This is a genomic window from Antarcticimicrobium sediminis, from assembly GCF_004348975.1.
Lineage (GTDB): Bacteria > Pseudomonadota > Alphaproteobacteria > Rhodobacterales > Rhodobacteraceae > Antarcticimicrobium > Antarcticimicrobium sediminis.
Genome location: NZ_SMFP01000006.1, coordinates 233,064 through 258,281 on the forward strand (window position 1 = coordinate 233,064; position 25,218 = coordinate 258,281).

A 25,218-nucleotide genomic window follows, 5' to 3' on the forward strand; every position below is an offset into this window, starting at 1 on the left:
CCAACCTGCAAGGGTTGGCCGTTGGTCGTTGGTGCTGGCGCTCTGCCCGGTCGCGTGGCTGAGCGCGCTCAGATTGCCAGATATTCAGAGCGCAGATCGGCGTTGCCCAGCACCTCGGCGGCGGTGCCGTCAAATACGATGGAGCCGGTGTCGAGGATGATGGCGCGGTCGGCCAGTTGCAGCGCGCGCACCGCGTTCTGTTCGACGATGATCGTGGTCATGCCCTGCTCCTTGATGATACGCAGGGTTTTCTCGATCTCGTCCACGATCACCGGCGCCAACCCCTCATAGGGTTCGTCCAGCAGCAGCAACTTGAGATCACGCGCCAGCGCCCGGGCAATCGCCAACATCTGCTGTTCGCCGCCCGACAGCGTCACGCCCTCTTGCTTGCGGCGTTCTCCGAGGCGCGGGAACAGCTCATACAGACGTTCGATCGACCAGCCGATCGGCGGGGCGATCTGTGCCAGTTGCAGGTTCTCCTCGACCGTCAGGCCGGGGATGATGCGCCGGTCTTCGGGCACCAGACCCAGCCCAAGGCTCGCGGCCTCATGCGAGGCCATATTGTGCAGCGGCTGGTGATCCAGCCAGATTTCCCCATGGGTGACCAAGGGGCTTCCGATCCGCGCGATGGCGCGCAGGGTCGAGGTCTTGCCAGCCCCGTTGCGCCCCAGCAGCGCCAGGATCTCGCCTTCGTGCACGTTGAAGTTCACGCCCTGCACGATATAGCTCTCGCCATAATAGGCATGCATGTCCCAGACCGAGAGAAAGGCCGGCGCGGTTTCGGCGTGGTTGGCGTTCTTGGAAAAGTCGGGTTTGACGTTCATCTGAAATCCTCCTCAGGCCGACTCGCCCAGATACGCTTCGCGCACCTTGGGGTTGCCCTTGATGTTCTGCGGATCGTCCTCGACCAGCGGTGTGCCCTGCGCCAGAACTGTGATCCGGTCGGCAAGGCTGAACACCACATGCATGTCATGTTCGATGATGGCGATGGTGATGTCGCGCTCTTCCTTGATCTGCTTGAGCAGGTCGATGGTGTTGTTGGTATCAGCCCGCGCCATGCCGGCGGTGGGTTCGTCCAGCAGCAGCAGTCGGGGTTCCTGACTGAGACACATGCCGATCTCCAGCCGCCGCTTGTCGCCACGTGACATCGAGGCGGCATGCATGTGCCGCTTGTCCGCCATCTTCATGTCTTCCAGCACATGTTCGGCCTGTTCGAGGATCCCGCGCTCGCGCGCCACGGATTCATAGGCGTGCATGCGAAAGGCGCCGTCGCGTCTGGCAAAGATCGGGATCATCATGTTTTCGAGCACCGTCAGATCACCAAAGATCTCGGGCGTCTGGAACACGCGGGAAATGCCCATCTGGTTGATCTCGTAGGGCTTGCGCCCCAGTACCGACTGGCCGTCGAACATGACCGAGCCGGTATCGGGGATCAGCTTGCCCACCAGACAGTTCAGCAAGGTGGACTTGCCCGCGCCGTTTGGCCCGATGATGGCGTGCACGGAGTTTTCGCGCACGCTCAGGTTCACATCACTCAGCGCCTTGAGGCCGCCGAAGTTCTTGTTGACGTTCTTGACTTCGAGAATGCCCATCTTTGCGTCCTCCTTACTCGGCCACATGGGGCGGTTTCTTGGGGTGATGGTCTTCGCCATCGCTCGGCGGGGTCTTCTTCTTGCCTTTCAGCAGCCGCGCGATGCGTTGCCCGCCTTCGACCAGACCACCCGGCAGAAACACCACCACCAGCATGAACAGCAGGCCCAGCGTCAGGTGCCAGCCCTTGCCGATGAAGGGGTGCACGATGAAGACCATGAAATCCTCGATCCCGTCGGGCAGGAAGGAGAACCAGCTATGCAGCACAGTGTCGTTGATCTTGGAGAAGATGTTTTCGAAGTACTTGATGAAACCCGCGCCCAGAACCGGCCCGATCAAGGTGCCCGCGCCGCCAAGGATGGCCATCAGCACCACTTCGCCCGAGGCGGTCCATTGCATCCGCTCGGCGCCGGCCAGCGGATCCATCGCCGCCATCAGGCCACCGGCCAGACCGGCATACATCCCCGAGATGACAAAGGCCGCCAGCGTGTAGGGCCGGGTGTTCAACCCGGTATAGTTCATCCGCTGCTGGTTCGATTTCACCGCCCGCAGCATCATCCCGAAGGGCGAGCGGAAGATGCGGATCGCCAGGAAAAAGACGATCATCAAGATCACTGCGCAAAGATAATAGCCGGCGTTGAAGTCAAACCGCCACGCCCCGACATCCAACGTATAGGTCGAGTTCATGGAAAGTCCGAACAGATGCGGCAGATCGGGCAGGCTGTCGCGATGGAACCATTGCGGATCATCGGCATAGACCTGCAACCCGGTTTCCCCGTTGGTCAGGTTGAACTTGGGGTTCGACAGCACCGAATAGGCCAGCGCAAAGGACATCTGCGCAAAGGCCAGCGTCAGGATCGAGAAATAGATGCCGGATCGACGCAGGCTGACAAAGCCGATGATCAGCGAAAAGATCGCGGCGATCACGACGCTGAGCGTGATGGCGGGGATCACATTGTAGGTGAAAAGCTTGAAGATCCAGACCGCCGAATAGCTGCCCACCCCGAGAAAGGCCGCATGGCCGAACGAGAGATAGCCGGTCAGACCAAACAGGATGTTGAAGCCGATGGCGAAGATGCCAAAGATGATGAACCGCTGCATCAGGTCGGGATAGCCCGCGTTGAACTGCGCCATGGCGCTGTCGGTCGGAAACGGGTTCAGGATGAAGGGCGCAAACAGCGTCAGCACCGCGACCACGAGCAGAAGCGTGGTGTCTTTTTTGTTGAGTCCGAGCATGAATTAGTCCTCCATCACACCCTTGCGGCCCATCAGGCCCCGCGGGCGGGTCAGCAGAATGATGATTGCGACCAGGTAAATAATGATCTGGTTGATGCCCGGGATCGTGGTCGTCGCCCAGGTGGTCGAGGCGAAGCTTTCCAGAATACCCAGCATGAAGCCGGCAAGCACGGCACCGGGAAGCGATCCCATGCCGCCGACAACCACAACCACGAAACTCAGCACCAGAAAGTCCATGCCCATGTGATAGTTCGGAGGATTGAGCGGCCCGTACATCACCCCGGCCAGCCCTGCAACGGCAGAGGCGACGCCGAACATGATGGTGAACCGACGGTCGATGTTGATGCCCAAAAGGCCCACGGTCTCGCGGTCGGCCATGCCAGCGCGCACCACCATCCCGAAGGTGGTGAATTGCAGAAAGGCAAAGATGCCTGCGATGATCGTCACCGAGAAGAAGAAATAGACCAGGCGCCAGATCGGATAGACGATCTCGTTGACCTGAAACCCGATCATCATGCCCAGATCGACCGAGCCGCGCAGCGCGCTGGGTTCCGGGGTCTGGATCGGGTTGGCGCCGAAGAAATACTTGACCACTTCCTGCAGCACGATGGCCAGACCAAAGGTCACAAGGATCTGGTCGGCGTGCTCGCGCTTGTAGAAATGCTTGATCAGCCCGCGTTCCATCACAAAGCCGATCAGCACCATGATCGGAATGGCGAACAGGATGGCCAGTGGCACCGACCAGTCGATGATCGCCGCGCCGATATCCTGACCGAACCAGGATTCGATATAGGGTGTCTTGATCTTGAGCGGATTGCCCAGGAAATCCTTCTGGGTCAGGTCGAGGGTCTCGAAACTCAGGTTCAGGATACGCTGAACCGTCACCGCGCAGAAGGCACCGATCATGAACAGCGCGCCATGCGCAAAGTTCACGACCCCAAGGGTGCCGAAGATGAGTGTCAGACCTAGCGCGATCAGCGCATAGGCCGAGCCTTTGTCGAGCCCGTTGAGAATTTGCAGAAGGAATGCGTCCATGGTCCCCACCGTTGAATGGATCGGGAGCGTCCCTCCGGCAAATGCCGGGGGGACGACCGGTTGGTCTAACCGTTTTCCCTGAATTTAAGGGTGCGGCCCGGGCCGGGGCCCGGACCAGTAGCGATCAGGCGCCCGGGTTGCAGGTGCCCAGCTCGCCGCCGGCAAACATCGGGTGATCCGGCTCGTACCAGACCTGTGCCGCCGGGGTGACTTCGACCACTTCGAGAAGGTCGAATTCGCTGGTCGGGTTTTCTTTCCCGCGCACCACGAGCACATCCTTGAAGCACTGGTGGTCGGCCCCGCGATAAAGCGTCTGCCCATTGCCCAGCCCGTCAAACAGGAACCCTTTGTTGGCTGCCGACGAGATCCCGGGCAGCGAGCTGTCGCCCCCGGTCAGCGCCTCTTCCACGGCGCAGGGGTTGAACGATCCGGCGCGCTGCACCGCATCGGCATAGAGCACGGCCTGACAGTAGCAGGTATGCGCCGCCTGGCTCGGCGGGAAGCCGTATTTGGTGCCGAAGGATTTCACAAAGGCTTTGGAGCCCTCATCCTGTAGCGACCAGTGCCAGTTGGTGGACCCCAGAATGCCCTTCACGTTGGCACCCGCGCCCTTGGCCATCAGTCGCGAATAGAGCGGCACGACGATCTCGAACTGCTTGCCGTTGACCATCTTTTCGCGCAGGCCGAACTGCACGGCGTTGGTCAGCGAGTTGACCATGTTCCCGCCGTAGTGGTTCAGGATCAGAACATCTGCGCCCGAGTTCAGAACCGGCGCGATATAGGACGAGAAATCGGTCGCGGCCAGCGGCGTCTTGACCGCGTTAATGGTCTCCCAGCCGAGCGCCTCGGTGGCGGCTTTGATCGATTCTTCCTGGGTCCAGCCCCAAGTGTAGTCGGCGGTCAGGTGATAGGCCTTGCGGTCCTTGCCATAGCGCGCGGCCAACACCGGCGCCAGCGCGGCGCCCGACATATAGGCGTTGAAGAAATGGCGGAAACCATTGGCCTTCTTGTCCTTGCCGGTAGTGTCGTTGGAGTGGGTCAGACCCGCCATGAAGATCACGCCGGCCTCTTGGCACAGACCTTGAACGGCAACGGCCACGCCCGAGGACGAACCGCCGGTGATCATGATAGCGCCGTCTTTTTCGATCATCGACTTGGCGCTGGCGCGGGCGGCATCGGATTTGGTCTGGGTGTCGCCGGTCACGAACTGGACCTTCTTGCCCATAATGCCGTTACCTTGCAGCGCCTTGGAGCTGAAGGTGTTCAGCATGCCACCGTCGCCACCCCCGTTAAGATGCTCGACCGCGAGTTCATAGGCGCGCAGTTCATCCGCGCCCTCGTCTGCATAAGGGCCTGTCTGGGGCACGTTGAACCCCAGCGTGACCGTGCCGCCAGTCGGCTCGTTCACATAGGCCGCCGCCGAAGAGGCGGTGAAGATTGTCGGCAGCGCAACGCCGGCACCGGCGATGGCGCCGGTCTTCAGCACGCCGCGACGTGTGACATCGTTTTTGGACATGAAAATCCTCCCATTTCATGGAATGCACCGCTAGGGCTCCTCTTCCCGACACGGCGCGCGCACGATTGTGCAAACTCAGTATGTCGGCGGATTGGAAAATTACGCAATAAACCCCTTGAACAGAACGATATTTTTGTCAACAAATGCACAGGTGTCTAAGGTATCTTGTAAATTACCTTATGTCGCAGTGCAGAAAGACGTTGAAATCCCGCTGAAAAAGGACCCTGACCGCCATGCCCCGCGACATGCTCACCGGCAGCCGTATCCGCGAACGACGTGCGATCAAGGGGCTGCGACAGGCCGATTTGGCACGGCAGGTCGGGATCTCGCCCTCTTACCTGAACCTGATCGAACACAATCGACGCAGAATCGGGGGCAAACTTCTGGTCGATCTGGCCGAGGTGCTGGGGGTCGAACCCTCGATGTTGACCGAAGGGGCCGAAGCGGCGCTGATTTCGGGCCTGCGCGAGGCGGCGGCGGAGGCCGGGGTCGCCATGGCCGAGACCGACCGCGCCGAGGAATTCGCCGGGCGATTTCCCGGTTGGGCCGAGGTGCTGGTCTGGTCGCATCGCCGCATCACCTCGCTGGAACGTACGGTTGAAACCCTGTCGGACCGGCTGACCCATGACCCCCGGCTTGCCGCGTCGCTGCACGAGGTGCTTTCCACCGCGGCCGCGATCCGCTCCACCGCGTCGATCCTGGCCGAAACCGGCGAGTTGGAGCCGGAATGGCGCGACCGGTTTCACCGCAACCTGAACGAGGACAGCGCGCGGCTTGCCGACAGTTCCAAGGCGCTGGTCAACTATCTCGATGACACCGAGGCCAGCGCCGATCATCGGGGCGCCCCGCAGGAGGAGGTCGAGGCGTTCATGGCGGCGCATGGCCATCATTTTCCGCTGCTGGAGGCGGGGGCGGGCGATCTTGATGCGATCATCGCCTCCGCGCCGGAACTGACCGGCCGGGCGGCGCGACAGGTGGCGCGCAAGATCTTGCGGCAATATGCGGCCGATGTCGTGGCGATGCCGCTGGCGCCCTTCTCCGAGGCGGTCAAGGCGCAGGGGCTTGATCCTCTGGCGTTGGCACAGGCCTTTGCGGTGGATCTGCCGGCGGTGTTCCGGCGCATTGCGACCTTGCCGGAGGGGGTGCTGCCGGGCGAGGTCGGGCTGGTGATCTGCGATGCCTCGGGCAGCATCCTGTTCCGCAAGGCGATCACCGGCTTTGCCCTGCCGCGCCATGGCGAGGCCTGCCCGCTCTGGCCGCTGTTCTCGGCATTGAACCGACCGCTGGTGCCCATTCGCCGCCGCGTGTCGCAATTGGGCCGGGCCGTTGCCGAGTTCGACTGTCTCGCCATCGCCTGGCCCGATGGTCCGCCGGGATTCGAGCGGGATCCGCTTTATCGCTCGATCATGCTGATCCTGCCGGTCCGGCACGGCGAGGGGGACGGGGCGACGCCGCAGCCGGTTGGGGGAACCTGTCGGGTCTGCCCACGCAGCGACTGTGACGCACGGCGCGAGCCTTCGATCCTGAGCGAAGGGTTTTGACAGGCCCATCTCGGCGTGGCTATGCTGTCGAAAAGCAAGAATAATCTGTTGGCGCGGCCACGCTGACACGTCAGGGGGAGGAGGGGGGAGGCATGGGCCGACATGTTTTGCTGATCGAGGATGAAGCCAATATTGCAGAGGCGATCCGCTTCCTGCTGACACGGGACGGCTGGCAGGTGGACACCCACGCCGATGGCAGTGACGCCGTCGAGGTGGTGTGCGCTGCCAAACCGGATCTGGTGATCCTCGACATGATGTTGCCGGGCAAAAGCGGCATGGACATCCTGCGCGAATTGCGCGCGATCGACGGCCTGCACGATTTGCCGGTGCTGATGCTGACCGCGCGGGGCCAGTCGCGGGATCGCGACATGGCGGAAAAGGCCGGTGTCAGCCGGTTCATGACCAAACCTTTTTCCAATATCGAGGTGCTGACGGCGGTGCGCGATCTGCTGGCGCAGGCCTCGCGAACATGATCGCCCGGGACGATGGGACGGAGCCAGAGCAAAGGGCCCCTTCGGTCTTTCTGGAACGGCAAAGCTATCGCCGCCGCCGGTTGACGGACGCGGCGCGGCTGCTGCCGGCGCTGGGCATCCTGCTCTATGCGGTGCCATTGTTATGGCCGGCGGCGGATGACACCGGCGGGGCTGAGCCGATGCCCACTTCGGGGGCGATCCTGTACATTTTTCTGGTCTGGGCGCTGTTGATCCTGGCCAATGTCTGGTTCGGCTTTCTTACCCGCAGCCTGTCCGGGGCCATGTCCGGGACGACATCGGGCCCCGCATCTGTATCTGCGTCTGTGGCGACATCCATGGCCGCGCGGGGCGACGAGGTGGCGGGCGGGGCCAAACGGGGTCAGGGGTGATGCCGACGCTCAACCTCATGGTGCTGGTCTGTCTGGCCTATGTCGCACTGCTGTTCATCGTGGCCTTCGCCGCCGATCGTCTGGCCGCCACCGGGCGCAGCACATGGCTGCGCTCGCCGCTGATCTACACGCTGTCGCTGTCGATCTATTGCACTGCCTGGACCTTTTATGGCGCGGTGGGATACGCCGCGCGCTCGGGGCTGGAATATGTCACCATCTACCTTGGTCCGACGCTGGTGATGGTCGGCTGGTGGTGGGGGCTGCGCAAGCTGGTGCGCGTGGGCCGCAGCCAGCGGGTGACCTCGATCGCAGACCTGATCTCGTCGCGCTATGGCAAATCCAACTTGCTGGCGATCTGCGTGACCGTGCTCGCCGTGGTCGGGATCACCCCCTATATCGCGCTGCAACTGCAATCGATCACGCTGTCGTTTTCGATCTTCTTCGAAGAGGGGACGGCGGGCGGCTACAACGATGCCTCGGTGGTGTTCTGGGTCGCGGCCGGGCTGGCGGTTTTTGCCATTCTGTTCGGCACCCGCAATCTGGACGCCAACGAACGCCACCACGGCGTTGTCACCGCCATCGCGCTGGAAGCGGTGGTCAAGCTGATCGCGCTGCTGGGGGTGGGGATTTTCGTGGTCTGGGGGCTGTCGGGCGGGGTCTCCGAGACCATGGCCCGCATCGACGCCTCGCCCATCGGTCAATGGCAGATGAACGGTAGCCGCTGGGCCACCATCACCTTTCTCGCCATGGCGGCCTTTGTCTGTCTGCCGCGCATGTTTCAGGTGATGGTGGTCGAGAACGACGATGAACGCCACCTGCGAACCGCCTCCTGGGCGTTTCCGACCTATCTGCTGCTGATCAGCCTGTTCGTGGTGCCGATTGCGGTGGTCGGGCTTGAGGTGATGCCCAAGGGCTCCAACCCGGATATGTTCGTGCTGACCGTACCGCTGAGCCAAGGGCAGGAGGCGCTGGCGATGCTGTCGTTCCTTGGTGGCTTTTCCTCGGCCACCTCGATGGTGATCGTTGCCGCGATGGCGCTGTCGACGATGGTGTCGAACCACGTGGTGATGCCGATCTGGCTGTCCTCGCAATCGGACCGCGCCTCGGTCTCTGGCGATGTGCGCCACGTGATCCTGTTGTCCCGGCGGGTGTCGATCGCCGCGATCATGGCGCTGGGCTATTTCTATTTCCGCCTGTCGGGGGGCGGCGCGGCGCTGGCCTCGATCGGGTTGATCTCATTCGCCGGTATTGCCCAGATCCTGCCGGCGCTGGTGGGCGGGCTGTACTGGCGCGGGGCGACGCGCAGCGGCGCGCTGGCCGGGCTGACGGTGGGGTTCGGGCTGTGGCTGTATACCTTGCTGCTGCCGGGGTTGGGCGGTGGTCTGATGCCCGACTGGGTGCTGCAGGACGGCCCGTTCGGCCTGAGTTGGTTGCGGCCGCATGCGCTGTTCGGGATCGAGGGGCTGGACCCGATCGTGCATTCGGTGGTCTGGAGCATGTCGTTGAACGTGGCGGCGTTCTGTGCGGCCTCGCTGCTCAGCTTTCCGTCGCCGCTGGAGCGGCTTCAGGGGGCGCAGTTCGTCAATGTGTTTGACCATTCTTCCGGGCCGCGCGGCTGGACCGGGTCGGTCGCGCAAAGCGAGGATCTGATGATCATGTCGCAGCGCATCCTTGGCGCGCGCGAGGCGCAGGAGCTGTTCCAGCGCGAGGCGGCGTTGCAGGGCGGGCGCGGTCACCTGCCCGAACCGACGCCGCTGTTTCTGGAGCGGTTGGAGCGCGAGCTTGGCGGCTCGGTGGGGGCGGCGGCGGCGCATGCGATGATCGGGCAGATCGTCGGGGGATCCTCGGTTTCGGTCGAAGATTTGTTGGCGGTGGCGGATGAAAGCGCGCAGTTGATGGAATACTCCGGTCAGCTTGAGGTAAAATCGACCGAGCTGGCCCGGACCGCCAAGAAGCTGCGCGAGGCCAACGAAAAGCTGACACAGATCTCGTTGCAGAAAGATGATTTTCTCAGCCAGATCAGCCATGAGTTGCGCACACCGATGACTTCGATCCGGGCGTTTTCCGAGATCCTGCGCGACACCGACGAACTGAGCATGCCGGAGCAGAACCGCTACGCCACCATCATCCACGACGAGGCGCTGCGCCTGACCCGGCTGCTGAACGATCTGCTGGATCTCAGCGTGATGGAGAACGGGCAGGTCACCCTGAACATGCGCGATGGCAGCTTGTCGGACGTGTTGGACCGCGCCGTCTCTGCGGTGTTGGCGGGGGCCGAAGGGTCGCTGGTGGTGCGCCGTCGTCGAGGCAGCGAAGAGGTGCAAGTGCGCTCGGATCTGGATCGTCTGGCGCAGGTGTTTATCAATCTGATCGCCAATGCGCAGAAATATTGCGATGCGCCGCAGCCGGAGCTGACCATCTCGGTCCATGATGTGGGCGGGCAGGTGGTGGTGGATTTCATCGACAATGGCAGCGGCGTGCCGGAACAGGCGCAATCGACCGTGTTCGAGAAGTTCTTTCGGGTGAACGCCGAAAAGGCCGGTGGTGCCGGGCTTGGGTTGGCCATCTCGCGCGAGATCATGCTGCGGCTGGGCGGCGATCTCATCTATCAACAGGGGCAATCGGGCGGCGCGTTCCGGGTGACGCTGCCGCTGGCGGGGCAGGAGGCCGCGCTGTAAGGCGAAGGGCATTGCACTGGGCTTGTGTGGGACGGTGGCCAAAGAAAAAGCGGCCCGTGGGGCCGCCTTATGTGTCTAAGTCTTACCGTCTCGATCGCAGTCGCGTTCAGCTTCGGCTGGCGGCCAGATGCTCCAGCATCGGGCGCAGGTGGTCCAGCTCATAGCCGGCCTTTGCGGCCTTGCTCAGGATCTCGTCCACCGGAACCTGTCCGGCCTGACCCAGCGCCCAGATCACCGTGCAGCGGGTGCCGCTGCGGCAATAGGCCAGCACCGGGCCGGTGGCATCGGCGATGGTTTCGATCTGGCGGATGCCGTTTTCGGGCGTCAGCGTTTGCTGATCCAGCGGCAACGCGACGAAGGTAATCCCCACCGCCTCGGCCGCGTCGCGCATGGCGCGGCTGCCCTGTTCGGGGCCGATTTCAGAGTCGGGACGGTTGCAGATCACCGTGGTGAAACCGGCCTCGGCGATGGCTGGCAGATCGGTTACTTCGATCTGCGGCGAAACGGCATAGCCGGGGGTAAGGGGGCGAATATCCATGTCCGTTCCTTACGCTGGCGCTGCGAGTCTGTCCAGACCGCGCCCAACCGCCGGGGCGGCGCCCATGCCCACCAGCATCGCGGCCAGAAAGATCAGCCCGCCCATGCCGTTATAGGTGATCGAGGCCACGGCCGGACCCGGGCAAAGACCGGCCAGCCCCCAGCCCATGCCGAACAGAACCGAGCCGGTAATCAGCCGGTGATCCAGCTCGGGGCGGGGCAGGGCCGGGAATTCGCCGCCCGCCAAGGGTTTGCGCCCTTCGGTCAGCCGCCAAGCGAGAACCATCGGGAGGATGGCGCCGCCCATGACAAAGGCCAGCGTCGGATCCCAGTTGCCGAACACGTCAAGCCAGCCCTGCACCTTGGTGGTGTCGGTCATGCCGGAAATGAACAGCCCGCCGCCGAACAGCGCGCCGGCCAGAAGCGAAAGCAGAAGCCGCATCAGATCACCTCCAGAACGTGACGGAAGATCGCCAGCATCAGACCGCCGGCAAGGATATAAAACACCGTGGCCACGATCCCGCGCAGCGAGAACCGCGAGATGCCGCAGACCCCATGCCCCGAGGTGCAGCCATTGGCGATCCGCGTGCCGATGCCGACCAGCAGACCGGCGGCGACGATCACGACCCAGTTGCTGGTCATATGGGTGTCGATGTCGACATTATAGAGCGGCCACAGGATCAGCGGCATGACCACCACGCCGAACAGGAACGCGACCCGTTCCCACAGCGTGCTCCAGCCGCTGCCGTCCACCAACCCGCCGATGATGCCCGAGGCGCCCATGATCCGCCCGTTGCCCAGCAGGTATACCGCGCCTCCTGTCCCGATCAGCACGCCGCCGATCAGCCCCCAGATCCAATCTATTTGCATAAGTGTTTTCGTGTCCCTGTTCTGCGCAAGATTCTGCGCATGTTTTTCCGCTGGCAGATCATGGTGATCTGTCAGTGGGTTTCTGTCGGTGGCCGCTTTTACAGCTTGTTCACCGGAAGCTTGAGAAAGACATCGCCCTGATCGTCTGCCGGGGGCATCTGTCCGGCCCGCATGTTCACCTGCAACGACGGCAGGATCAGGCGCGGCATCGCAAGGGTGGCGTCACGGGCGTCGCGCATCCGCACAAAGTCTTCCATGCTCTTGCCCTGCCCCACATGCACATTCAGGGCCTTTTGTTCGCCCACCGTGGTCTCCCACGCGAATTCGTCACGCCCCGGCGCCTTGTAGTCGTGGCCAACAAAGATGCGGGTGTCGTCCGGCAGTGCCAGAATTTTCTGGATCGAATTGAAAAGCGTCTCGGAGGAGCCGCCCGGAAAGTCACAGCGCGCGGTGCCGAAATCGGGCATGAACAACGTGTCCCCGACAAAGGCCGCATCCCCGATCACATAGGTCAGGCAGGCCGGTGTATGGCCGGGTGTGTGCAGCACGTCGCCGCGCATCTGCCCGATCATGAAGCTGTCGCCCTGTTTGAACAGCGCGTCGAACTGGCTGCCATCGCGCTGAAACTCGGTGCCTTCATTGAAGACCTTGCCAAAGGTGTCCTGCACCACGGTGATCCGGTCGCCGATGCCGATCTTGCCGCCGACCTTGTCCTGAATATAGGGCGCGGCCGACAGGTGGTCGGCGTGCACATGACTTTCCAGAACCCACTCCACGTTCAGGCCTTCTTGCTGAACATAGGCGACGATCCGGTCGGCGGATGTGGTGTCGGTGCGGCCCGAGGCATGGTCGAAATCCAACACACTGTCGACAATGGCACAGGCTTTGCCATGCGGTTCGCGCACGACGTAGGACACCGTAAAGGTGGCTTCGTCGAAGAAGGCTTTCACAAAGGGGGTCATTGGGATCTCCATTGGCAGGTTCTGAAACATATATGTCTAAGCGAATGTGTTGCAAGGCGGAACTCTCGCCTGACTGGTTGGCCGTCGGCTGCGCCCGGTCCATCGCAGTGGCAGGAAATCGCCGGTGCGCGCCCGCAGGGTGATTTCGCGCAAGGAATCTTGCAGGAGCGTCATATATTATTGTCACGATCACGATCACGATCACGATCATCGCGTCAGGGGGGGGAATGATATGACCGGACAAGAGATTTTAGCACAGGCCGAGCAAATGGCGCAGCGGATATCGGGTGCCGATCAAAAGCAGCGGCTGGAATTGCATCCGCAATTCAGCCAGCTTCTGATGCATCTGGAAGTGCAGGGGCTGCATGTACCGGGCCGGTTGCGCTGTCTCAATGCGGCTCTGATCGAAGAGAGCGTCGAGGCGCGGTTCGACAATATGCCGGTCTGAGCCACCGTAGGTCGGAGACGTTGTCGATCTGAGAGGGTCAGTCGGGTGGCGTTCTGCGTGGCGGATCAGCCGAGAGCGGATCCCAACCCGACCAGCATCAGCCCAAGGATCGACAGCCCCAGCGCGCCTAGGTTGATCGGCAGTACCGATTTCAGCACCGCGCGCAGATCGTCGTCGGAAAGCTTGGCGCGGCGCGCGCGGGCAACGCGAAAAATGCACCAGACCAGCCCAACCAGCCCCGCCAGTGACATCGCCACGCCGGCCCAGATCATGATGTCGAACATGGTTGATCCCCTTGGTTTCTTGTCACTCTGCCGGTACCGGATCGGGGCCGAGGGTGCAAGCCGGGGTGGGGGAGGTTTCCGGCTTCGTCCTCAGACCCGCAGGGCTGCGCCCTTGGATCACGCGCCTATGGATTTCTCAGGCAGGGGGTCAGTCGGGTCGGCGCACATCGCGCATCCAGATTTCTGCTCCCTTGCGCACCGCCGCATGCACCGCGCGGCCCGCCGCCTCGCCCTGCGGCGTGTGCAGCCCGGCAAAGGGGGTGTCGCCCGCTGGCGCGGCCACGGCGATGCAATCGGTGCCGGTGCCGGTGGCGCGCCCGGTGGGCAGGTCGAACCCGGCCTCCATCACCGCGACCGTCCGCGCCTGGGTGACGATGGACAAAAGTTCCAGCAGCGCCGCGTCGTTCAGCGGCAGGTCCAGATACAGCGCGATGTTGATCGTGCCCCAATCCGTGCCGGTGCGATCCATCCGGGTGCCGATGTGTTCCGCATTGCTCAGGCCCACCGTCGCAAGGCAAAAGGCGCGGATGCCCTCGACTTCTGCCTCGGCGGTCTCAAAGGCATGCAGGTGGCGCGAGGTCAGCATCGCCACCGCATCGCGCGCACCGCGCGCTGCCAGTTCGCCGTGAAACCAGCCCAGCACATCCAGATCCTCGGGCAGGTCGGCATTGCGCACCTCCCGCCACAGGATGCGCCGCGCGGTGACAAAACCGGGGCGGGTCAGCGACCAGCTCAGCACGCGGGCCTCGGCCCCCAGATCAAGCTCCAGCCAAGGATGATCCAGCGTCACCCTCATCGCGTCACCGCCATCGGTTGGAACACCGGGCCTTGCGCCGTGGTCTCATAAAACGCCGAGATGCCAAACACCCGGTCGACATTCTCGGGCGTCAGCACCTCGCTTGGCGGGCCATCGGCGACCAGCCGCCCCCGCTCCATCATCAGCAGCCTTGTGCAATGCCGTGCCGCGAGTCCCAGATCGTGCAGCGACACGATAACCGAGCATCCCTCGTGCGCGAGATCCTCGAACACCTGCATGGTGGCGATCTGATGTGCGGGGTCGAGCCCGGCGATGGGCTCGTCCGCGATCAGCAGCGGCGTTTCCTGCGCCAGCGCCCGGGCGATCAATACGCGCCCCTGTTCTCCACCAGACAGATGCGTCGCGATGCGGCTGCGGTAGGATTCCAGCCCCATCCGGGCGATGGCGGCATCGGTGGCGGCGCGATCCTGTGGCCGCAGCCGCGCCCCGCGTGGCAGGTGCGGGATGCGGCCCAGCGCGATCAGCCGTTCGACCGTGACCGGCCATGCGATTTCGCGCGCCTGGGGCATCCATGCGGCGGTGCGGGCGCGTTCGGGCGCGGGCTGGGCGGCCAGCGTGCTGTCGCCGCTGGCGGGCAGCAGGCCGAGCGCGGCGCGCAACAGGGTTGTCTTGCCCGCGCCATTCGGGCCGATCAAGCCGATACATTCGCCCCGTTCAACGCGCAGGGAGACATGATCAACCACCGGGCATTCGCCGCGCAGCACCGTCAGATCGCGCAGGGTCATCAGGCTCATGCCATTTCCTTCCGCGTCTTGTATATCAGATGCAGGAACAGCGGCGCCCCGACCAGCGCCATCAACACGCCCAGCTTCAGATCGCGGGCGGGCAACAATTCACGCACGGCGATATCAGCGGCCAGCACCATCGCCGCGCCCCCCAGCGCCGAGGCCCAGAGCAGGGACGAGGGCCGCGCCCCCACTGCCGGGCGCAGCAGATGCGGCACCACCAGCCCGACGAAGCCAATCGCGCCCGCCACTGCCGTCGCCGCGCCGACACAGGCGGCGGTCCCCAGGATCAGCCGCAACCGCAGCCCGGACAGGTTCACCCCCAGCGCCTGCGCGGCGTCTTCGCCCAGCGTCAGCGCGTCCAGCCCGCGCCCGAGGCTGAGCAGCAGCGCCGCGCCCACCGCCATGAAGGGGGCGGCAAGCCAGACATGGGTAAAGCTGCGGTCGGCAAGCGAGCCCATCATCCAGAACACGATATCGGCGGCGGCAAACGGGTTGGGCGACAGGTTCAGCGCCAGCGAGGTCAGCGCCCCGGCCAGCGCCGAGATGGCAATCCCGGCAAGGATCAGGGTGATCGAGGTGCCGCGCGGTCCGGCCAGCGCCAGGATCAGCAGCACCGCCAGCACCGCCATGCCAAGCGCCGCCAGCGGCAGCGCCAGCGGGATCATCAGGCTCAGGCCCGTCTGGATCGCCAGCACCGCCCCCAGCGCCGAGGCTCCGGAGACACCGATCAGCCCCGGTTCGGCCAGCGGGTTGCGCAGATAGCCCTGCATCGCCGCGCCCGACAGGCCCAGCACCGCGCCGATCATCGCCGCCAGCAGCGCGCGCGGCAGCCGGATTTCGCGCATCACCACCGAAAGCGGGGTGCCGTCGTCCGTGATCAGTGCCCGCAGGCTTTGGCTCGCGCCCACAGGCGCTTGCCCGCTGATAAGCGACAGCACGAAAAGCAGTGCCACCAGCGCGATCAGCCCGAGTGCCAGCCTCATTTCTTGACCTCCAGCGACAGGCGCAGATCGCGCATCTTTTGTACCGCCGACAGGACCAGCGGCGTGCCGCAGATCCAGTCGCGGTCGGTCAGGGTTCCGGCGATGCGCGTACCCGTCAACGCGTGCAGGGCAGGGTGGGTCAGCACCTCTTCGGCGCGGGCCTGACCGGGATAGTCGCGGCCGCTGACGATTACCTCGGGCGCCAGCAGAATGAGCTGTTCCAAGGCCAGCGTTCCGCCCTGTTCCAGCCCTGCCTCGGTCGCGACATTGTCAAAACCGGCGGCGCGCAGGATGTCCCCGGCCAGCGTCCGGTCGCCCGTGGTATAGCCGTTCACATAATAAAGCGCGGCGCGCGGGCGGCGGGCGGGTGGCGCGCTGAGCCGGGCCAGATCGGCGTGAAAACGCGCGATCTGCGCCTCGGCCTCTGGCGCGCGCCCCAGTGCCGCGCCCATCTGGGCCATGCGCTCGGGGATGTCCTCCAGCGATCTGGCGGGCGCGAAAAGTTCGACCCGGATACCCAGATCGCGCAACATCCGCACCGTGGCGGAGGCGGTGAACGTCCCGGCAAGCACCAGATCGGGGCTGAGCAGATAGACCTCCTCGGCCCCGGAGCCATTGGTGGGATAGGCTTGGGCGGCCTCGGCCATGGAAGAGCTGTCGGGGTCATGGGACAGATGCGAAAGCGACACGATCTGACCGGGGGCGGCCAGAAGCAGCGCCAGTTGATCCGTACAAAGATTGATCGAAACCACCCGTTTCGGGGCGGTCCCGGCGGCGGCCCCCACCGGGCCGCCTGTCGCCGCGCCGGTCAGCACCAGCGCGGCGAGCAGCGATATGATCCTAGAAAGACGCACGCAGCCCCGCATAGAGCGCCCGCCCCGAGGCCGAATAGCCCGCGGCGGTTTCATAGCTTTCGTCCAGCAGGTTCTCGATCCGCAGATAGCCTTGGGCGTTTTCGGTGAAGGCATAGCTGACACCGGCATTGACCACGGTGTAATCGGCCATCACGACGCCATATTCCGCCGGGCGGTCGGCCACGTGGCGCAGGTTCAGATCACCGGTCCAGCCGCTGGCGAAATCGCCGCTCAACCCGAGGGTCACGTCATGGGTCGGCACCCGCAGCAGCCGCGCGTCGGTGGCGTCGACCGCGTCGGTATAGGTGTAGTTGCCGAACAGGGCGAGCCAGTCGTTCACTGCCCATTCGCCCGACAGTTCGACGCCTTGCGAGGTCGATTCTCCCGCCACCTGCTGGTACTGCCCGGTAAACGGTGCCGGCCAACTGGTCAGCGTGACGAACTGGATCAGATTGTCCACCCGGGTGTGAAATGCGGTTGCCTTGATGCTGCGCCCGAGGGCGAATTCATGCTCCACGCCAAGCTCGAAGCTGGTGCTTTCCTCGGGTTGCAGCGCCGCGTTGCCATAGAGCGTGCTGTTCAGCTCGTACAGCGACGGCGCGCGAAACCCGGTCGCGGCGACGGCGCGCAGGGTGGTGGCCCCGCTCAGCCGATAAGCGGCGGCGAGCCGACCGGTCACATGGCTGCCAAAGGTCGAATGATCATCAACGCGCAGCGAGGCCGACAGATCCAGATCGGCGGTCGGCGCATAGAGAACCTCGCCAAACAGGCCGGTGGTCTCGACGCTGCCACTATCGGAGCCGGAGTCAAAGCTTTCTTCTTCCCAGTCGGCGCCAAAGGTCAGCGTCACCATGTTCGAGGCGACGTAATTGCCGACATAATCGATGCGTTTGCGTTTGCCATCGAAGGGGGTATCGAACCCGTTCGAGCTGCTGACCCGATCGGTCTTGAAATAGGTGTAGGACAAGGTGTGATCGAGCGCCCCTGTCATCAGCTCGGCATAGGCGCGCAGGGCGCGGGTTTCGGTGGTGTTCGTCTCGTCATAGGGGGCGGCACCGTCGCCGGTGAACTCGTCGTAATCCCCTTCGGAGTCGAGCGTATAGGCCGAAACGCCCAGTTTCAGCGTGTCGGTCGCCATCACATCGGCGGAGAAGGTCATCTGGGTGGCATCATAGCCGTCCGGCTCGACGCTGCCAGCACCGCTTTTGGCGGAAAACCCGTTGGTAGTCAGCCGGTTGATGCCAAAGCTCAGGCCGCCAGTTGCGCCGGTATAGGCAATATCGGCCGAGGTGCGGAATGTCTCGTTGCTGCCACCCTCAAGGCTCAGGGTGACGCTGTGCCCCTCGGTCTCGGGGCGCTGGATGGTCGAGATATTGACGACGCCCCCCACGGCACGCGAGCCATAAAGCGACGAACTGGAGCCTTTCAGGATCTCGACCCGACCGAGGTTGGCGGTGGTCATGCCGCCCCAGTCGAACTGGGTCTGGGCCGAACTGGGATCGGTTACGTCGATGCCGTTGACCAGAACCTGAATGTATTTCCCGCCGAGCCCGCGAATGCGCAGCGTGGTATTGGCCCCGATGCCGCCATTGGCGCTGACCGAGATACCGGGCTGGCGCGCGAGAAATTCGGCCAGCGTGGTTTCGTCGGCTTTTTCAAGCTGCTCTTGCGTGATCACCTGAATGGTGGCGCCGGTGCGGTCCAGCGGGGTCGCGGTGCCGGTCTTGGTCGAGGAAATCGTGATCTCGTCGAGTTCGAACGCCTCTTGTGCCTGTGCGACGCCTGCGGCGCAGACGGCAAGGGCGGAGGCCGTCAGAAGAAGTTTGTGCATGATCGTGGTCCTATCCGGGACGCCTATTGGTTTTGTCTGGAAAGGCACGGCGATGAACGCGCTCTTCCGCAAACGGTGAGTTGGCCATCACCACTACGGTTTGAACGCCGCCCACCTGACGCCCCACGCGCCGGATGAAGGTGATTGCCTTGGCAGGTCTCCTGACTTGCGGGTCATCACGTGGGCCAGACCTTCCCGAACCCCGATGGTTCAGTGGTACCTGCCGGCCACGCTCTCCGCTTACAGTTGCGGGGGCAGTCGCGGAGTTGACCCCAAGCCGGGTCGCACCACGTTCCCTTTTCACGGCGACCGAAGCCACCGAACCAAAGCACGTCCGTGGATAGGGGCTGGGGCCCCGCCGCGCAAGGCCGATTGCGGCGCTCTGGCGGTCATTCCCGTCTTGCGGCAAGGGGGCGGGGCTTGTATCCCGATTTGCGATCACCCGAACGCATCACACCAGAGTATCGAGCGGAGCTTTCCATGGACCCTATTGAAGACAGCACAGCCGAAGCCACCTACCGCGTGACGGCGGGCGAATTGCGCCAGTTCATCGAGCGCTATGAGCGGCTGGAAGTAGAAAAAAAGGACATCGCCGATCAGCAGAAAGAGGTGATGGCCGACGCCAAGGGGCGCGGGTACGACACCAAGGTTCTGCGCAAGGTGATCGCGCTGCGCAAGCGCGACAAGGACGATATCGCCGAGGAAGAGGCGGTGCTGGAAATGTACAAGGAAGCGCTGGGGATGAGCTGAGCCGCTTATACCTCATTGAATTACCAGTTAAATCACAGGCGTTGCGCGACTCTCGAAGGTGTTGCGCGACGCCTGTTTGTTTTTAAGGGCGAGCGCGCGCTCCCGGGGCGTTCAACCCATTTGTTGCAGAGTTCTGGGTGCGCACGACCCACAGCGTGATCCGATGGGTCTCACGGTTTGAGGGAACATCCCCACACCCTCCGGCGCGGGACAAACGGGTTCCGCCCCTTAACCTGCCGATGGGTGGTCCGGGATCTGGAGGTCTGGCGCTGCACATCTGCCCTCAACCGTTCGAAATTTTCGATCAAACACAGCGAAACAATCCATTGGATTGATTGATGGGGTTTGGAGGATAGTCTGGCGAGCAACCAAAAGGATCGTCAGATGGAACGTATCACAGCCAAGTCCGGGCGCGGCCCCCTCAACATCGGGGCTTATCTTCCCTCCTCGTCCGGCGGCATCTTGCCCGGGCTGGCGCTGGCCGTGCTGATCGCGGCGTCGGCCTTTGCGCTGCGACAGGTTCCGGGTGTCGGGGTTCTCAGCCCGTTGATCCTGTCCATCCTGATTGGCATGGCCTTCCACAATCTGATTGGCACCCCGGCCAGTGCCAAACCGGGTGTGGCCTTTAGCCTGCGCCGCGTGCTGCGCGCGGGCATCGTTCTGCTGGGGCTGCAACTGACGGTGCAACAGGTGGCGGCCGTAGGGCTTGGCGGTGTGACGCTGATCGTGGCCACGCTGCTGGCCACATTCGTCTTTACCACATGGTTGGGGCGGGTGATGGGCGTCGACCGTGGGCTGACCCAGCTGATCGCCGCAGGCAGTTCGATCTGTGGCGCTTCGGCGGTCATCGCCACCAATACCGTGACCCGCGCGCGGGACGAGGATGTCGCCTATGCCGTTGCCTGTGTCACCGTGTTCGGCTCGCTGTCGATGGTGTTGATGCCCTTGGTCGCGGGCAGCTTGTCGATGGGGCCGCATGCCTTTGGCCTCTGGGCCGGCGCATCGATCCACGAGGTGGCGCAGGTCGTCGCCGCAGCCTATGCGCGCGGGCAGGAGGCCGGTGAATTCGGCACCATCGCCAAGCTGACCCGCGTGATGATGCTGGCACCGGTTGTGCTGACGCTGGGTGCGCTTGCCGCGCGCCGGTTGCGTCGCGCCGGGGGAGAAGCCCACCGCGCCACCCCGCCGGTGCCGTGGTTCGTGTTCGGTTTCATCGCGATGGTCGGACTGGCCAGCACCGGGTGGCTGCCCGAGGTCACCAAACCCGCCACGGCGACGCTGACCCAGTTCTTGCTGGCCACCGCCCTCGCTGCCATGGGGTTGGAAACCGATATCCGCAAATTGGCCGCCGAGGGGATCCGCCCGGCGCTTCTGGGGGCCGGGGCGTGGATTTTCGTTTCTCTTTTCAGCCTCGGTCTGGTTTTGATGACTATATGACGCTTGACCAACTCCGCATCTTCATCGCTGTCGCCGAACGGGAACATATCACCCAAGCGGCGGCGGTGCTGAACCTGACCCAAAGCGCCGTGAGTTCCGCTGTTGCCGCGTTGGAGGAGCGCCACGCCGTCCGCCTGTTTGACCGGGTCGGGCGGCGCATCGTGCTGACCGAGGCTGGCCGGGTCTTTCTGGGCGAGGCGCGTTCGGTTCTGGCGCGGGCAGAACAGGCCGAGCGTGTTCTGGGCGATCTGGCCGGGCTCAAACGCGGTCGGCTGCGGCTGGGGGCCAGCCAGACGGTGGCGAATTATTGGCTGCCGCCGCTGATGCAGAAGTTTCGCGCCGCACATCCCGGCTTCGATCTGGAACTGGTGACAGGAAATACCACCGAGGTCGCGAAAATGGTCCATGCGGCAACCGTCGATCTGGGCTTTATCGAAGGCGAGGTCCAGGATCCGACCCTGTCGATCCGCGCGCTGCCGGGCGATGAACTTGCGCTGGTGGTGGCCCCCGGCCACCGCTGGGCGGCGCAACCGCCGACGACGCGCGACGCGCTCAAGGCCGCCCGCTGGGTCTTGCGCGAGCCCGGATCCGGCACCCGCGCGGTCTGTGCCGCGGCCTTGGCGCTGCACGGGCTGTCCACCGATGACATCGAGATCGCCCTTGAATTGCCCTCGAACGAAGCGGTGCGCTCTGCGGTCGAGGCGGGAGCCGGCGCGACGGTCCTATCGACGCTGGTCGTGGCGCCCTCCATCACGGCGGGGCAGCTTGTCAGGGTGCCCTTCGACCTGCCGCCGCGCCAGTTCTATGCGCTACGCCACAAGGCGCGGCACCTGTCGCTGGCCGAGCAGAGGTTTCTCGATCTGGTCAGCGCGGCCTGACCCGGGCCCGGCCCCAGACACACGGCGCAACTCGGCTCAAGTTTCGCTTGGAGCCGCGCGCCAAAGCCCGCAAAAGTCACGCCAGTGGTCCCATAGCTCAACTGGATAGAGCACAAATAGCACCCTAAATTCTACCACATGTGTAGATCTGGGAGAAACGAAGGGGATTTATTAGCAACTGTATTCATCAGGCAGGTTGAGCGGTCCATTTTTGGCGCACCTTGCACAGGGCATTTGCGATTGTGACGAGCTTGCGGGTGACTGCCGTGATGACGGCCTTGTGTGGTTTTCCGGCGTCACGAAGACGATCAGCGAAGGTCTTCAGGACTGGGTTGTGATAGCTGGCGACGAGGGCCGCTTGGAACAATAAATGCCGCAACAAGCGCCGTCCGCCTTCAATGGCGCGCTTGCCGCGCATGGCTCCACTGTCATGTGCAATGGGCGCAAGGCCAGTGAGGGCTGCGGCTTGTTCTCCCGAGATCTGGACGAGTTCGGGCATTTCGGCAAGCAGCATGGTGCTGTGGCGACCGGGCCGATACCAGGGACAGACCGCAGAATGTCCGCGGTCGCGGCAAGCTCTTCATCCGAGGCGACAGTCTGCTCGATCTGCGCCTCCAACCCTGCAATCTGGTGATCAAGAAGACCTTTCAACTCGGCATCCATTGCTTCAAACACATCTGCCGATCCCAGTTTCCCATGCGCCTTGATTTGCGCCAGAAGCCGTTTTCATGTTTCGACAAGCCGCCCGCGCTTTGACGTCAACGATCTGAGAATAGGTCTCTTTTTATGTGGGAGGTTGCGCCCTGCATCGGGGCGGAAAGCCATGAATCGCGCAATGATTTCCGCATCGATCCTGTCGGCTTTGGCACGCGTGCCACGGCTGGCCGCGAAGGTCTTGATCTGGGCCGGCGGCAATTGCCGTGTCGCCACTCCGGCACCATCAAGGGCTGACCACAGCCGCCATTCCTGACCGTCAGTTGCCTAGAAGCAGACCAGGGCGTCAATCTCGCGCGCCGGGTCGGCAAGTCGCCCGTGCCCCTTGTCCGTGTTTGGCAGCCGCAATCGCAGGCCGTCCGGAAGGCAGTGAACATCCAGCCAATCGCGGCTGACATCTATGCCAATGATCCGATCATGTGATACCTTATTCATGCTCTCTTCCTTCTGCTCCGCGGACTTCATCGGCCGCATTCAACTGTTCGAGACGATGAAGAAAGACGGCGCTGGCTCGCTAGGAAACGTGGTCAAACCCACTAGGCTCGGGACCCATTGATTTTGGCCGCGCAGCATGATTCATCGTTCGAAAAATGAGCGGTGACATGTCTGATCTCTTCTGGCTGCGCGACGCACAGATGGCGCGTCTGGAGCCCTATTTCCCGAAGACCCACGGCAAGCCGTGCGTCCGCTGCCCGGCAGGCGATTGCGCAGCAATCTGCCGAGAGGGACGATCGGCGCGTTCTGAGAGGGATTAACTTCATAAACCGCAATGGTTTACGCTGGCGTGATGCGCCGAAAGAGTATCGTCCACATAAGACGCTATACAACCGTTGGAAGCGGTGGAGCGATAAGGGCATCTTTGCGCAGATGATGGCTGGTCTGGCGGCTCAGCACGGCGAGAAGAAGACAGTGATGATCCCCTCTCATTGATTGCGACGCAATCAACTGCCGGGCAGTGGATGCGACCTATCTGAAAGCCCATCGCACCGCGTCCAGCCTGGGCGCGAAAAAGAGGGGCGTGGCCGCCTGATCGGTCGCACCAAGGGCGGCATGAATACGAAAGTGCATGCCATCTGCGACGGTCAGGGGCGCCCGATCAACTTCTTCGTCTCTGCCGGACAAGTCAGCGATTACATCGGGGCGAAGGCGCGCCTCAGCAGCCTGCCGGATGTTGACTGGTTGCTCGGGGATGGGGACAGATACAAAGTATCTGACAGTCAGGATAAGACCCGCCCCCGCCCGACATGGCTGTTCAACGCCTTTTTTCTTTCAACGTCGATATAATGATTGTAGTAGAAGCGCGGGGCCCGGTAGCTCAGCAGGATAGAGCAGGAGCCTTCTAAGCCGGAGGTCTGGGGCCAGAAGAAGATGGAAATACAGACGGTTAGGAAAACCTCAACGGCTTGCGAACCGTTTTTCGAACCGTTATCAAAGAGCCACGGTCCCGTAGCTCAACTGGATAGAGCACCTGACTTCTAATCAGGATGTTGGGGGTTCGAGTCCTCCCGGGATCGCCACTCTTGTCCGATTGTAAAGTAGGCATAAGCATGCACGAAACGGCGTTTTCTGATGCACGCCGTGTCAAGATAAATTTTGTGACAGGGGCGAAAATTACATCAATACCCTGATAATTATAGGATATATCGAAACGAAGTCGCGAGGCCCTGATATGCCCCTATTTCCTGCGTCTGGCCCTGCGGTTGGTTCCTTGGGCACTCTCGAGGCTTTAGCTTCGAAGCAGACGCCCCCATCGAACATCCAAACCTTCTGCGGACACTACAGGCAGTGTTAGTGGTTCCCTGTGAATTACCGACAGCTGTGCCCTTTGGAATTTCAAATGCGGTATCTGACACGAAGGGTGGTTTCCAGCCCTTCCCCGCGCGGGTCGTGAGCAGCGGAAATGCGCAGGGAGCGGGTTTTGCGAAGTCGAGGAGGCCGAGCCAAGGCAACTGACGCGACCGGTTCTAGGCTAACCTTGATGCTCTGCGCGGCGAATGGCCACTTCGAGCCACCTTTACCTATTCTTTTCAGTGCAGCTAATGCCTGCGAACGCGTGAGAGCAAAAAGCTCTTCAACAACTGCTCGGGTTTTCAATGGGTATTTTGGAGATACAAAACAACCCTTTTCAAGCCGATCCAAATTAGGGGGGGCGAACTCTAGGTGTTTAGTCCCGGCATTTGGTGGATCGGATTTAGGATGAAACGATCTGGCTCTGAAGTCCAGATCTTGCAGATGTATTCGTAAGGCGTGAGCCCGTTGAGGGTCTTGAGTCTGCGGGCGAAGTTGTAGGCTGCCATGAAGTCGGAGAGGTGCGTGCGCAACTGGTCGTGGTTTTCGTAGTGGAAGCGTTTGACGGTCGCCTCCTTGATCGTCCGGTTCATCCGCTCGACCTGACCATTCGTCCAGGGGTGGTTCGGCTTGGTCAGTCGGTGCTCGATCCCATTTGCCTCGCAGATCATGTCGAAGCGCATCTGGCGCGAATATGCTGTGTTTCTGTTCCGGGGCTGCTCGGCGAACTGGATGCCGTTGTCGGTCAGAATCGTGTGGATGTGTGAACAGGCATGCAAAATTGACCCCGTAGCGGGGTGATCGGCGTCCAAAAATGACCCCCTTACACTGATGTGGATAATGCCCCCGAGGCTATCGGGGAGCACAGTGTGGGATGTT

At 62.9% G+C, this 25,218-nt stretch carries 27 protein-coding genes, 1 tRNA gene, 1 pseudogene and 1 riboswitch; of the genes and pseudogenes, 10 read left to right on the forward strand and 19 right to left on the reverse strand.

What is annotated here, in order from left to right; translation table 11 throughout:
• Positions 1 to 68: 68 nt before the first annotated feature.
• The 5 genes from E1B25_RS11415 to E1B25_RS11435 all read right to left on the reverse strand — a co-directional run bounded on the left by E1B25_RS11415 (position 69) and on the right by E1B25_RS11435 (position 5,377).
• On the reverse strand, positions 69 to 824 hold the full coding sequence (locus tag E1B25_RS11415) for an ABC transporter ATP-binding protein (RefSeq protein ID WP_132829368.1): 756 nt from the start codon (positions 822 to 824) through the stop codon (positions 69 to 71).
• Between the two features lie 12 nt (positions 825 to 836).
• Positions 837 to 1,592 (reverse strand): ABC transporter ATP-binding protein, encoded by a 756-nt coding sequence (locus E1B25_RS11420; protein ID WP_132829369.1) that lies wholly within the window; start codon positions 1,590 to 1,592, stop codon positions 837 to 839.
• A gap of 13 nt (positions 1,593 to 1,605) precedes the next feature.
• A complete protein-coding gene (locus tag E1B25_RS11425; RefSeq protein ID WP_132829371.1) occupies positions 1,606 to 2,826 on the reverse strand; it encodes a branched-chain amino acid ABC transporter permease in 1,221 nt (406 codons plus the stop codon).
• 3 nt (positions 2,827 to 2,829) lie between these two features.
• Entirely contained in the window at positions 2,830 to 3,861 is a 1,032-nt protein-coding gene (locus E1B25_RS11430) for a branched-chain amino acid ABC transporter permease (RefSeq protein ID WP_132829373.1), read from the reverse strand.
• A 124-nt stretch (positions 3,862 to 3,985) separates the two neighbouring features.
• Complete coding sequence (locus E1B25_RS11435) at positions 3,986 to 5,377, reverse strand: substrate-binding protein (RefSeq protein ID WP_132829375.1); 1,392 nt, start codon at positions 5,375 to 5,377, stop codon at positions 3,986 to 3,988.
• Between the two features lie 233 nt (positions 5,378 to 5,610).
• Between E1B25_RS11435 and E1B25_RS11440 the strand changes: the two genes are divergently transcribed.
• The 4 genes from E1B25_RS11440 to E1B25_RS11455 all read left to right on the forward strand — a co-directional run bounded on the left by E1B25_RS11440 (position 5,611) and on the right by E1B25_RS11455 (position 10,458).
• Positions 5,611 to 6,918 carry an XRE family transcriptional regulator gene (locus E1B25_RS11440; protein WP_132829376.1) on the forward strand — a complete coding sequence of 436 codons (1,308 nt, stop codon included), beginning with the start codon at positions 5,611 to 5,613 and terminating at the stop codon, positions 6,916 to 6,918.
• 92 nt (positions 6,919 to 7,010) lie between these two features.
• Entirely contained in the window at positions 7,011 to 7,391 is a 381-nt protein-coding gene (locus tag E1B25_RS11445) for a response regulator transcription factor (RefSeq protein WP_132829378.1), read from the forward strand.
• Positions 7,388 to 7,780, forward strand: coding sequence for a hypothetical protein (locus E1B25_RS22350; RefSeq protein WP_206338538.1), 393 nt, complete (start codon positions 7,388 to 7,390; stop codon positions 7,778 to 7,780). Before E1B25_RS11445 ends, E1B25_RS22350 begins: the two co-directional genes overlap by 4 nt.
• Positions 7,780 to 10,458, forward strand: coding sequence for a sensor histidine kinase (locus E1B25_RS11455; RefSeq protein WP_132829380.1), 2,679 nt, complete (start codon positions 7,780 to 7,782; stop codon positions 10,456 to 10,458). The genes E1B25_RS22350 and E1B25_RS11455 overlap by 1 nt, the downstream gene beginning before the upstream one ends.
• Positions 10,459 to 10,564: 106 nt before the next feature.
• Here the strand turns inward: E1B25_RS11455 and E1B25_RS11460 are convergent, their stop codons facing one another.
• The 4 genes from E1B25_RS11460 to E1B25_RS11475 all read right to left on the reverse strand — a co-directional run bounded on the left by E1B25_RS11460 (position 10,565) and on the right by E1B25_RS11475 (position 12,827).
• Complete coding sequence (locus E1B25_RS11460) at positions 10,565 to 10,996, reverse strand: protein tyrosine phosphatase family protein (protein ID WP_132829382.1); 432 nt, start codon at positions 10,994 to 10,996, stop codon at positions 10,565 to 10,567.
• Positions 10,997 to 11,005: 9 nt separating this feature from the next.
• Positions 11,006 to 11,437 carry a DUF6691 family protein gene (locus tag E1B25_RS11465; RefSeq protein WP_132829383.1) on the reverse strand — a complete coding sequence of 144 codons (432 nt, stop codon included), beginning with the start codon at positions 11,435 to 11,437 and terminating at the stop codon, positions 11,006 to 11,008.
• Positions 11,437 to 11,865, reverse strand: coding sequence for a YeeE/YedE family protein (locus tag E1B25_RS11470; RefSeq protein WP_132829385.1), 429 nt, complete (start codon positions 11,863 to 11,865; stop codon positions 11,437 to 11,439). The genes E1B25_RS11465 and E1B25_RS11470 overlap by 1 nt, the downstream gene beginning before the upstream one ends.
• Before the next feature lie 98 nt (positions 11,866 to 11,963).
• Complete coding sequence (locus tag E1B25_RS11475) at positions 11,964 to 12,827, reverse strand: MBL fold metallo-hydrolase (RefSeq protein ID WP_132829387.1); 864 nt, start codon at positions 12,825 to 12,827, stop codon at positions 11,964 to 11,966.
• Between the two features lie 232 nt (positions 12,828 to 13,059).
• Here E1B25_RS11475 and E1B25_RS11480 point away from each other — a divergent pair, with 232 nt between their 5' ends.
• Positions 13,060 to 13,275 carry a hypothetical protein gene (locus E1B25_RS11480; RefSeq protein WP_132829389.1) on the forward strand — a complete coding sequence of 72 codons (216 nt, stop codon included), beginning with the start codon at positions 13,060 to 13,062 and terminating at the stop codon, positions 13,273 to 13,275.
• A gap of 65 nt (positions 13,276 to 13,340) precedes the next feature.
• On the opposite strand, the gene E1B25_RS11485 is transcribed toward E1B25_RS11480, so the two are convergent.
• The 6 genes from E1B25_RS11485 to E1B25_RS11510 form a co-directional block, all read right to left on the reverse strand.
• Complete coding sequence (locus E1B25_RS11485) at positions 13,341 to 13,559, reverse strand: hypothetical protein (protein WP_132829391.1); 219 nt, start codon at positions 13,557 to 13,559, stop codon at positions 13,341 to 13,343.
• A gap of 148 nt (positions 13,560 to 13,707) precedes the next feature.
• Complete coding sequence (locus tag E1B25_RS11490; protein WP_132829392.1) at positions 13,708 to 14,355, reverse strand: adenosylcobinamide amidohydrolase; 648 nt, start codon at positions 14,353 to 14,355, stop codon at positions 13,708 to 13,710.
• The gene (locus E1B25_RS11495) at positions 14,352 to 15,110 is read right to left on the reverse strand and encodes an ABC transporter ATP-binding protein (RefSeq protein WP_132829394.1); all 759 of its coding nucleotides are present in this window, start codon (positions 15,108 to 15,110) and stop codon (positions 14,352 to 14,354) included. Before E1B25_RS11495 ends, E1B25_RS11490 begins: the two co-directional genes overlap by 4 nt.
• On the reverse strand, positions 15,107 to 16,087 hold the full coding sequence (locus E1B25_RS11500; protein WP_132829396.1) for a FecCD family ABC transporter permease: 981 nt from the start codon (positions 16,085 to 16,087) through the stop codon (positions 15,107 to 15,109). The genes E1B25_RS11495 and E1B25_RS11500 overlap by 4 nt, the downstream gene beginning before the upstream one ends.
• Entirely contained in the window at positions 16,084 to 16,941 is an 858-nt protein-coding gene (locus E1B25_RS11505) for an ABC transporter substrate-binding protein (RefSeq protein ID WP_245510689.1), read from the reverse strand. Before E1B25_RS11505 ends, E1B25_RS11500 begins: the two co-directional genes overlap by 4 nt.
• Positions 16,928 to 18,772, reverse strand: a complete 1,845-nt coding sequence (locus E1B25_RS11510) for a TonB-dependent receptor plug domain-containing protein (protein WP_132829399.1) — start codon at positions 18,770 to 18,772, stop codon at positions 16,928 to 16,930. Before E1B25_RS11510 ends, E1B25_RS11505 begins: the two co-directional genes overlap by 14 nt.
• A gap of 134 nt (positions 18,773 to 18,906) precedes the next feature.
• A riboswitch (cobalamin riboswitch) is annotated at positions 18,907 to 19,115 on the reverse strand.
• 137 nt (positions 19,116 to 19,252) lie between these two features.
• Here E1B25_RS11510 and E1B25_RS11515 point away from each other — a divergent pair.
• The 3 genes from E1B25_RS11515 (at position 19,253) to E1B25_RS11525 (ending at position 21,837) form a co-directional block, all read left to right on the forward strand.
• On the forward strand, positions 19,253 to 19,522 hold the full coding sequence (locus tag E1B25_RS11515) for a DUF2312 domain-containing protein (RefSeq protein WP_132829401.1): 270 nt from the start codon (positions 19,253 to 19,255) through the stop codon (positions 19,520 to 19,522).
• 384 nt (positions 19,523 to 19,906) lie between these two features.
• On the forward strand, positions 19,907 to 20,959 hold the full coding sequence (locus E1B25_RS11520) for a YeiH family protein (RefSeq protein WP_132829402.1): 1,053 nt from the start codon (positions 19,907 to 19,909) through the stop codon (positions 20,957 to 20,959).
• Complete coding sequence (locus E1B25_RS11525) at positions 20,956 to 21,837, forward strand: LysR family transcriptional regulator (protein ID WP_132829404.1); 882 nt, start codon at positions 20,956 to 20,958, stop codon at positions 21,835 to 21,837. Before E1B25_RS11520 ends, E1B25_RS11525 begins: the two co-directional genes overlap by 4 nt.
• A 187-nt stretch (positions 21,838 to 22,024) precedes the next feature.
• Here E1B25_RS11525 and E1B25_RS22355 read toward each other — a convergent pair whose 3' ends face one another.
• From E1B25_RS22355 to E1B25_RS22365, 3 genes are all read right to left on the reverse strand, one after another.
• Complete coding sequence (locus E1B25_RS22355) at positions 22,025 to 22,351, reverse strand: transposase (protein WP_206338539.1); 327 nt, start codon at positions 22,349 to 22,351, stop codon at positions 22,025 to 22,027.
• 212 nt (positions 22,352 to 22,563) lie between these two features.
• On the reverse strand, positions 22,564 to 22,767 hold the full coding sequence (locus E1B25_RS22860) for a hypothetical protein (RefSeq protein ID WP_206338540.1): 204 nt from the start codon (positions 22,765 to 22,767) through the stop codon (positions 22,564 to 22,566).
• Positions 22,768 to 22,818: 51 nt separating this feature from the next.
• On the reverse strand, positions 22,819 to 22,986 hold the full coding sequence (locus tag E1B25_RS22365) for a hypothetical protein (RefSeq protein ID WP_206338541.1): 168 nt from the start codon (positions 22,984 to 22,986) through the stop codon (positions 22,819 to 22,821).
• A gap of 167 nt (positions 22,987 to 23,153) precedes the next feature.
• Here E1B25_RS22365 and E1B25_RS11535 point away from each other — a divergent pair.
• Positions 23,154 to 23,742, forward strand: a pseudogene (locus E1B25_RS11535) (IS5 family transposase); the annotation flags it as partial.
• 249 nt (positions 23,743 to 23,991) lie between these two features.
• Positions 23,992 to 24,068: transfer RNA gene (locus E1B25_RS11540), tRNA-Arg, on the forward strand.
• Positions 24,069 to 24,707: 639 nt separating this feature from the next.
• Here the strand turns inward: E1B25_RS11540 and E1B25_RS11545 are convergent.
• A partial coding sequence (locus E1B25_RS11545; RefSeq protein WP_245510691.1) for an integrase core domain-containing protein occupies positions 24,708 to 25,218 on the reverse strand: 511 nt, incomplete at its 5' end.

What these genes read in the sequence shown, in the direction of transcription:
- E1B25_RS11460 (WP_132829382.1), bottom strand. Translation starts at nt 10,996, where the DNA reads ATGGATATTCGCCCCCTTACCCCCGGCTATGCCGTTTCGCCGCAGATC.
- E1B25_RS11495 (WP_132829394.1), bottom strand. Translation starts at nt 15,110, where the DNA reads ATGAGCCTGATGACCCTGCGCGATCTGACGGTGCTGCGCGGCGAATGC.
- E1B25_RS11525 (WP_132829404.1), top strand. Translation starts at nt 20,956, where the DNA reads ATGACGCTTGACCAACTCCGCATCTTCATCGCTGTCGCCGAACGGGAA.
- E1B25_RS11455 (WP_132829380.1), top strand. Translation starts at nt 7,780, where the DNA reads ATGCCGACGCTCAACCTCATGGTGCTGGTCTGTCTGGCCTATGTCGCA.
- E1B25_RS11465 (WP_132829383.1), bottom strand. Translation starts at nt 11,437, where the DNA reads ATGCGGCTTCTGCTTTCGCTTCTGGCCGGCGCGCTGTTCGGCGGCGGG.
- E1B25_RS11435 (WP_132829375.1), bottom strand. Translation starts at nt 5,377, where the DNA reads ATGTCCAAAAACGATGTCACACGTCGCGGCGTGCTGAAGACCGGCGCC.
- E1B25_RS11430 (WP_132829373.1), bottom strand. Translation starts at nt 3,861, where the DNA reads ATGGACGCATTCCTTCTGCAAATTCTCAACGGGCTCGACAAAGGCTCG.
- E1B25_RS11515 (WP_132829401.1), top strand. Translation starts at nt 19,253, where the DNA reads ATGGACCCTATTGAAGACAGCACAGCCGAAGCCACCTACCGCGTGACG.
- E1B25_RS11415 (WP_132829368.1), bottom strand. Translation starts at nt 824, where the DNA reads ATGAACGTCAAACCCGACTTTTCCAAGAACGCCAACCACGCCGAAACC.
- E1B25_RS11520 (WP_132829402.1), top strand. Translation starts at nt 19,907, where the DNA reads ATGGAACGTATCACAGCCAAGTCCGGGCGCGGCCCCCTCAACATCGGG.
- E1B25_RS11480 (WP_132829389.1), top strand. Translation starts at nt 13,060, where the DNA reads ATGACCGGACAAGAGATTTTAGCACAGGCCGAGCAAATGGCGCAGCGG.
- E1B25_RS11440 (WP_132829376.1), top strand. Translation starts at nt 5,611, where the DNA reads ATGCCCCGCGACATGCTCACCGGCAGCCGTATCCGCGAACGACGTGCG.
- E1B25_RS11510 (WP_132829399.1), bottom strand. Translation starts at nt 18,772, where the DNA reads ATGCACAAACTTCTTCTGACGGCCTCCGCCCTTGCCGTCTGCGCCGCA.
- E1B25_RS11420 (WP_132829369.1), bottom strand. Translation starts at nt 1,592, where the DNA reads ATGGGCATTCTCGAAGTCAAGAACGTCAACAAGAACTTCGGCGGCCTC.
- E1B25_RS11425 (WP_132829371.1), bottom strand. Translation starts at nt 2,826, where the DNA reads ATGCTCGGACTCAACAAAAAAGACACCACGCTTCTGCTCGTGGTCGCG.
- E1B25_RS22350 (WP_206338538.1), top strand. Translation starts at nt 7,388, where the DNA reads ATGATCGCCCGGGACGATGGGACGGAGCCAGAGCAAAGGGCCCCTTCG.
- E1B25_RS11485 (WP_132829391.1), bottom strand. Translation starts at nt 13,559, where the DNA reads ATGTTCGACATCATGATCTGGGCCGGCGTGGCGATGTCACTGGCGGGG.
- E1B25_RS22355 (WP_206338539.1), bottom strand. Translation starts at nt 22,351, where the DNA reads ATGCTGCTTGCCGAAATGCCCGAACTCGTCCAGATCTCGGGAGAACAA.
- E1B25_RS11475 (WP_132829387.1), bottom strand. Translation starts at nt 12,827, where the DNA reads ATGACCCCCTTTGTGAAAGCCTTCTTCGACGAAGCCACCTTTACGGTG.
- E1B25_RS11500 (WP_132829396.1), bottom strand. Translation starts at nt 16,087, where the DNA reads ATGAGGCTGGCACTCGGGCTGATCGCGCTGGTGGCACTGCTTTTCGTG.
- E1B25_RS11445 (WP_132829378.1), top strand. Translation starts at nt 7,011, where the DNA reads ATGGGCCGACATGTTTTGCTGATCGAGGATGAAGCCAATATTGCAGAG.
- E1B25_RS22365 (WP_206338541.1), bottom strand. Translation starts at nt 22,986, where the DNA reads ATGAATAAGGTATCACATGATCGGATCATTGGCATAGATGTCAGCCGC.
- E1B25_RS11470 (WP_132829385.1), bottom strand. Translation starts at nt 11,865, where the DNA reads ATGCAAATAGATTGGATCTGGGGGCTGATCGGCGGCGTGCTGATCGGG.
- E1B25_RS11490 (WP_132829392.1), bottom strand. Translation starts at nt 14,355, where the DNA reads ATGAGGGTGACGCTGGATCATCCTTGGCTGGAGCTTGATCTGGGGGCC.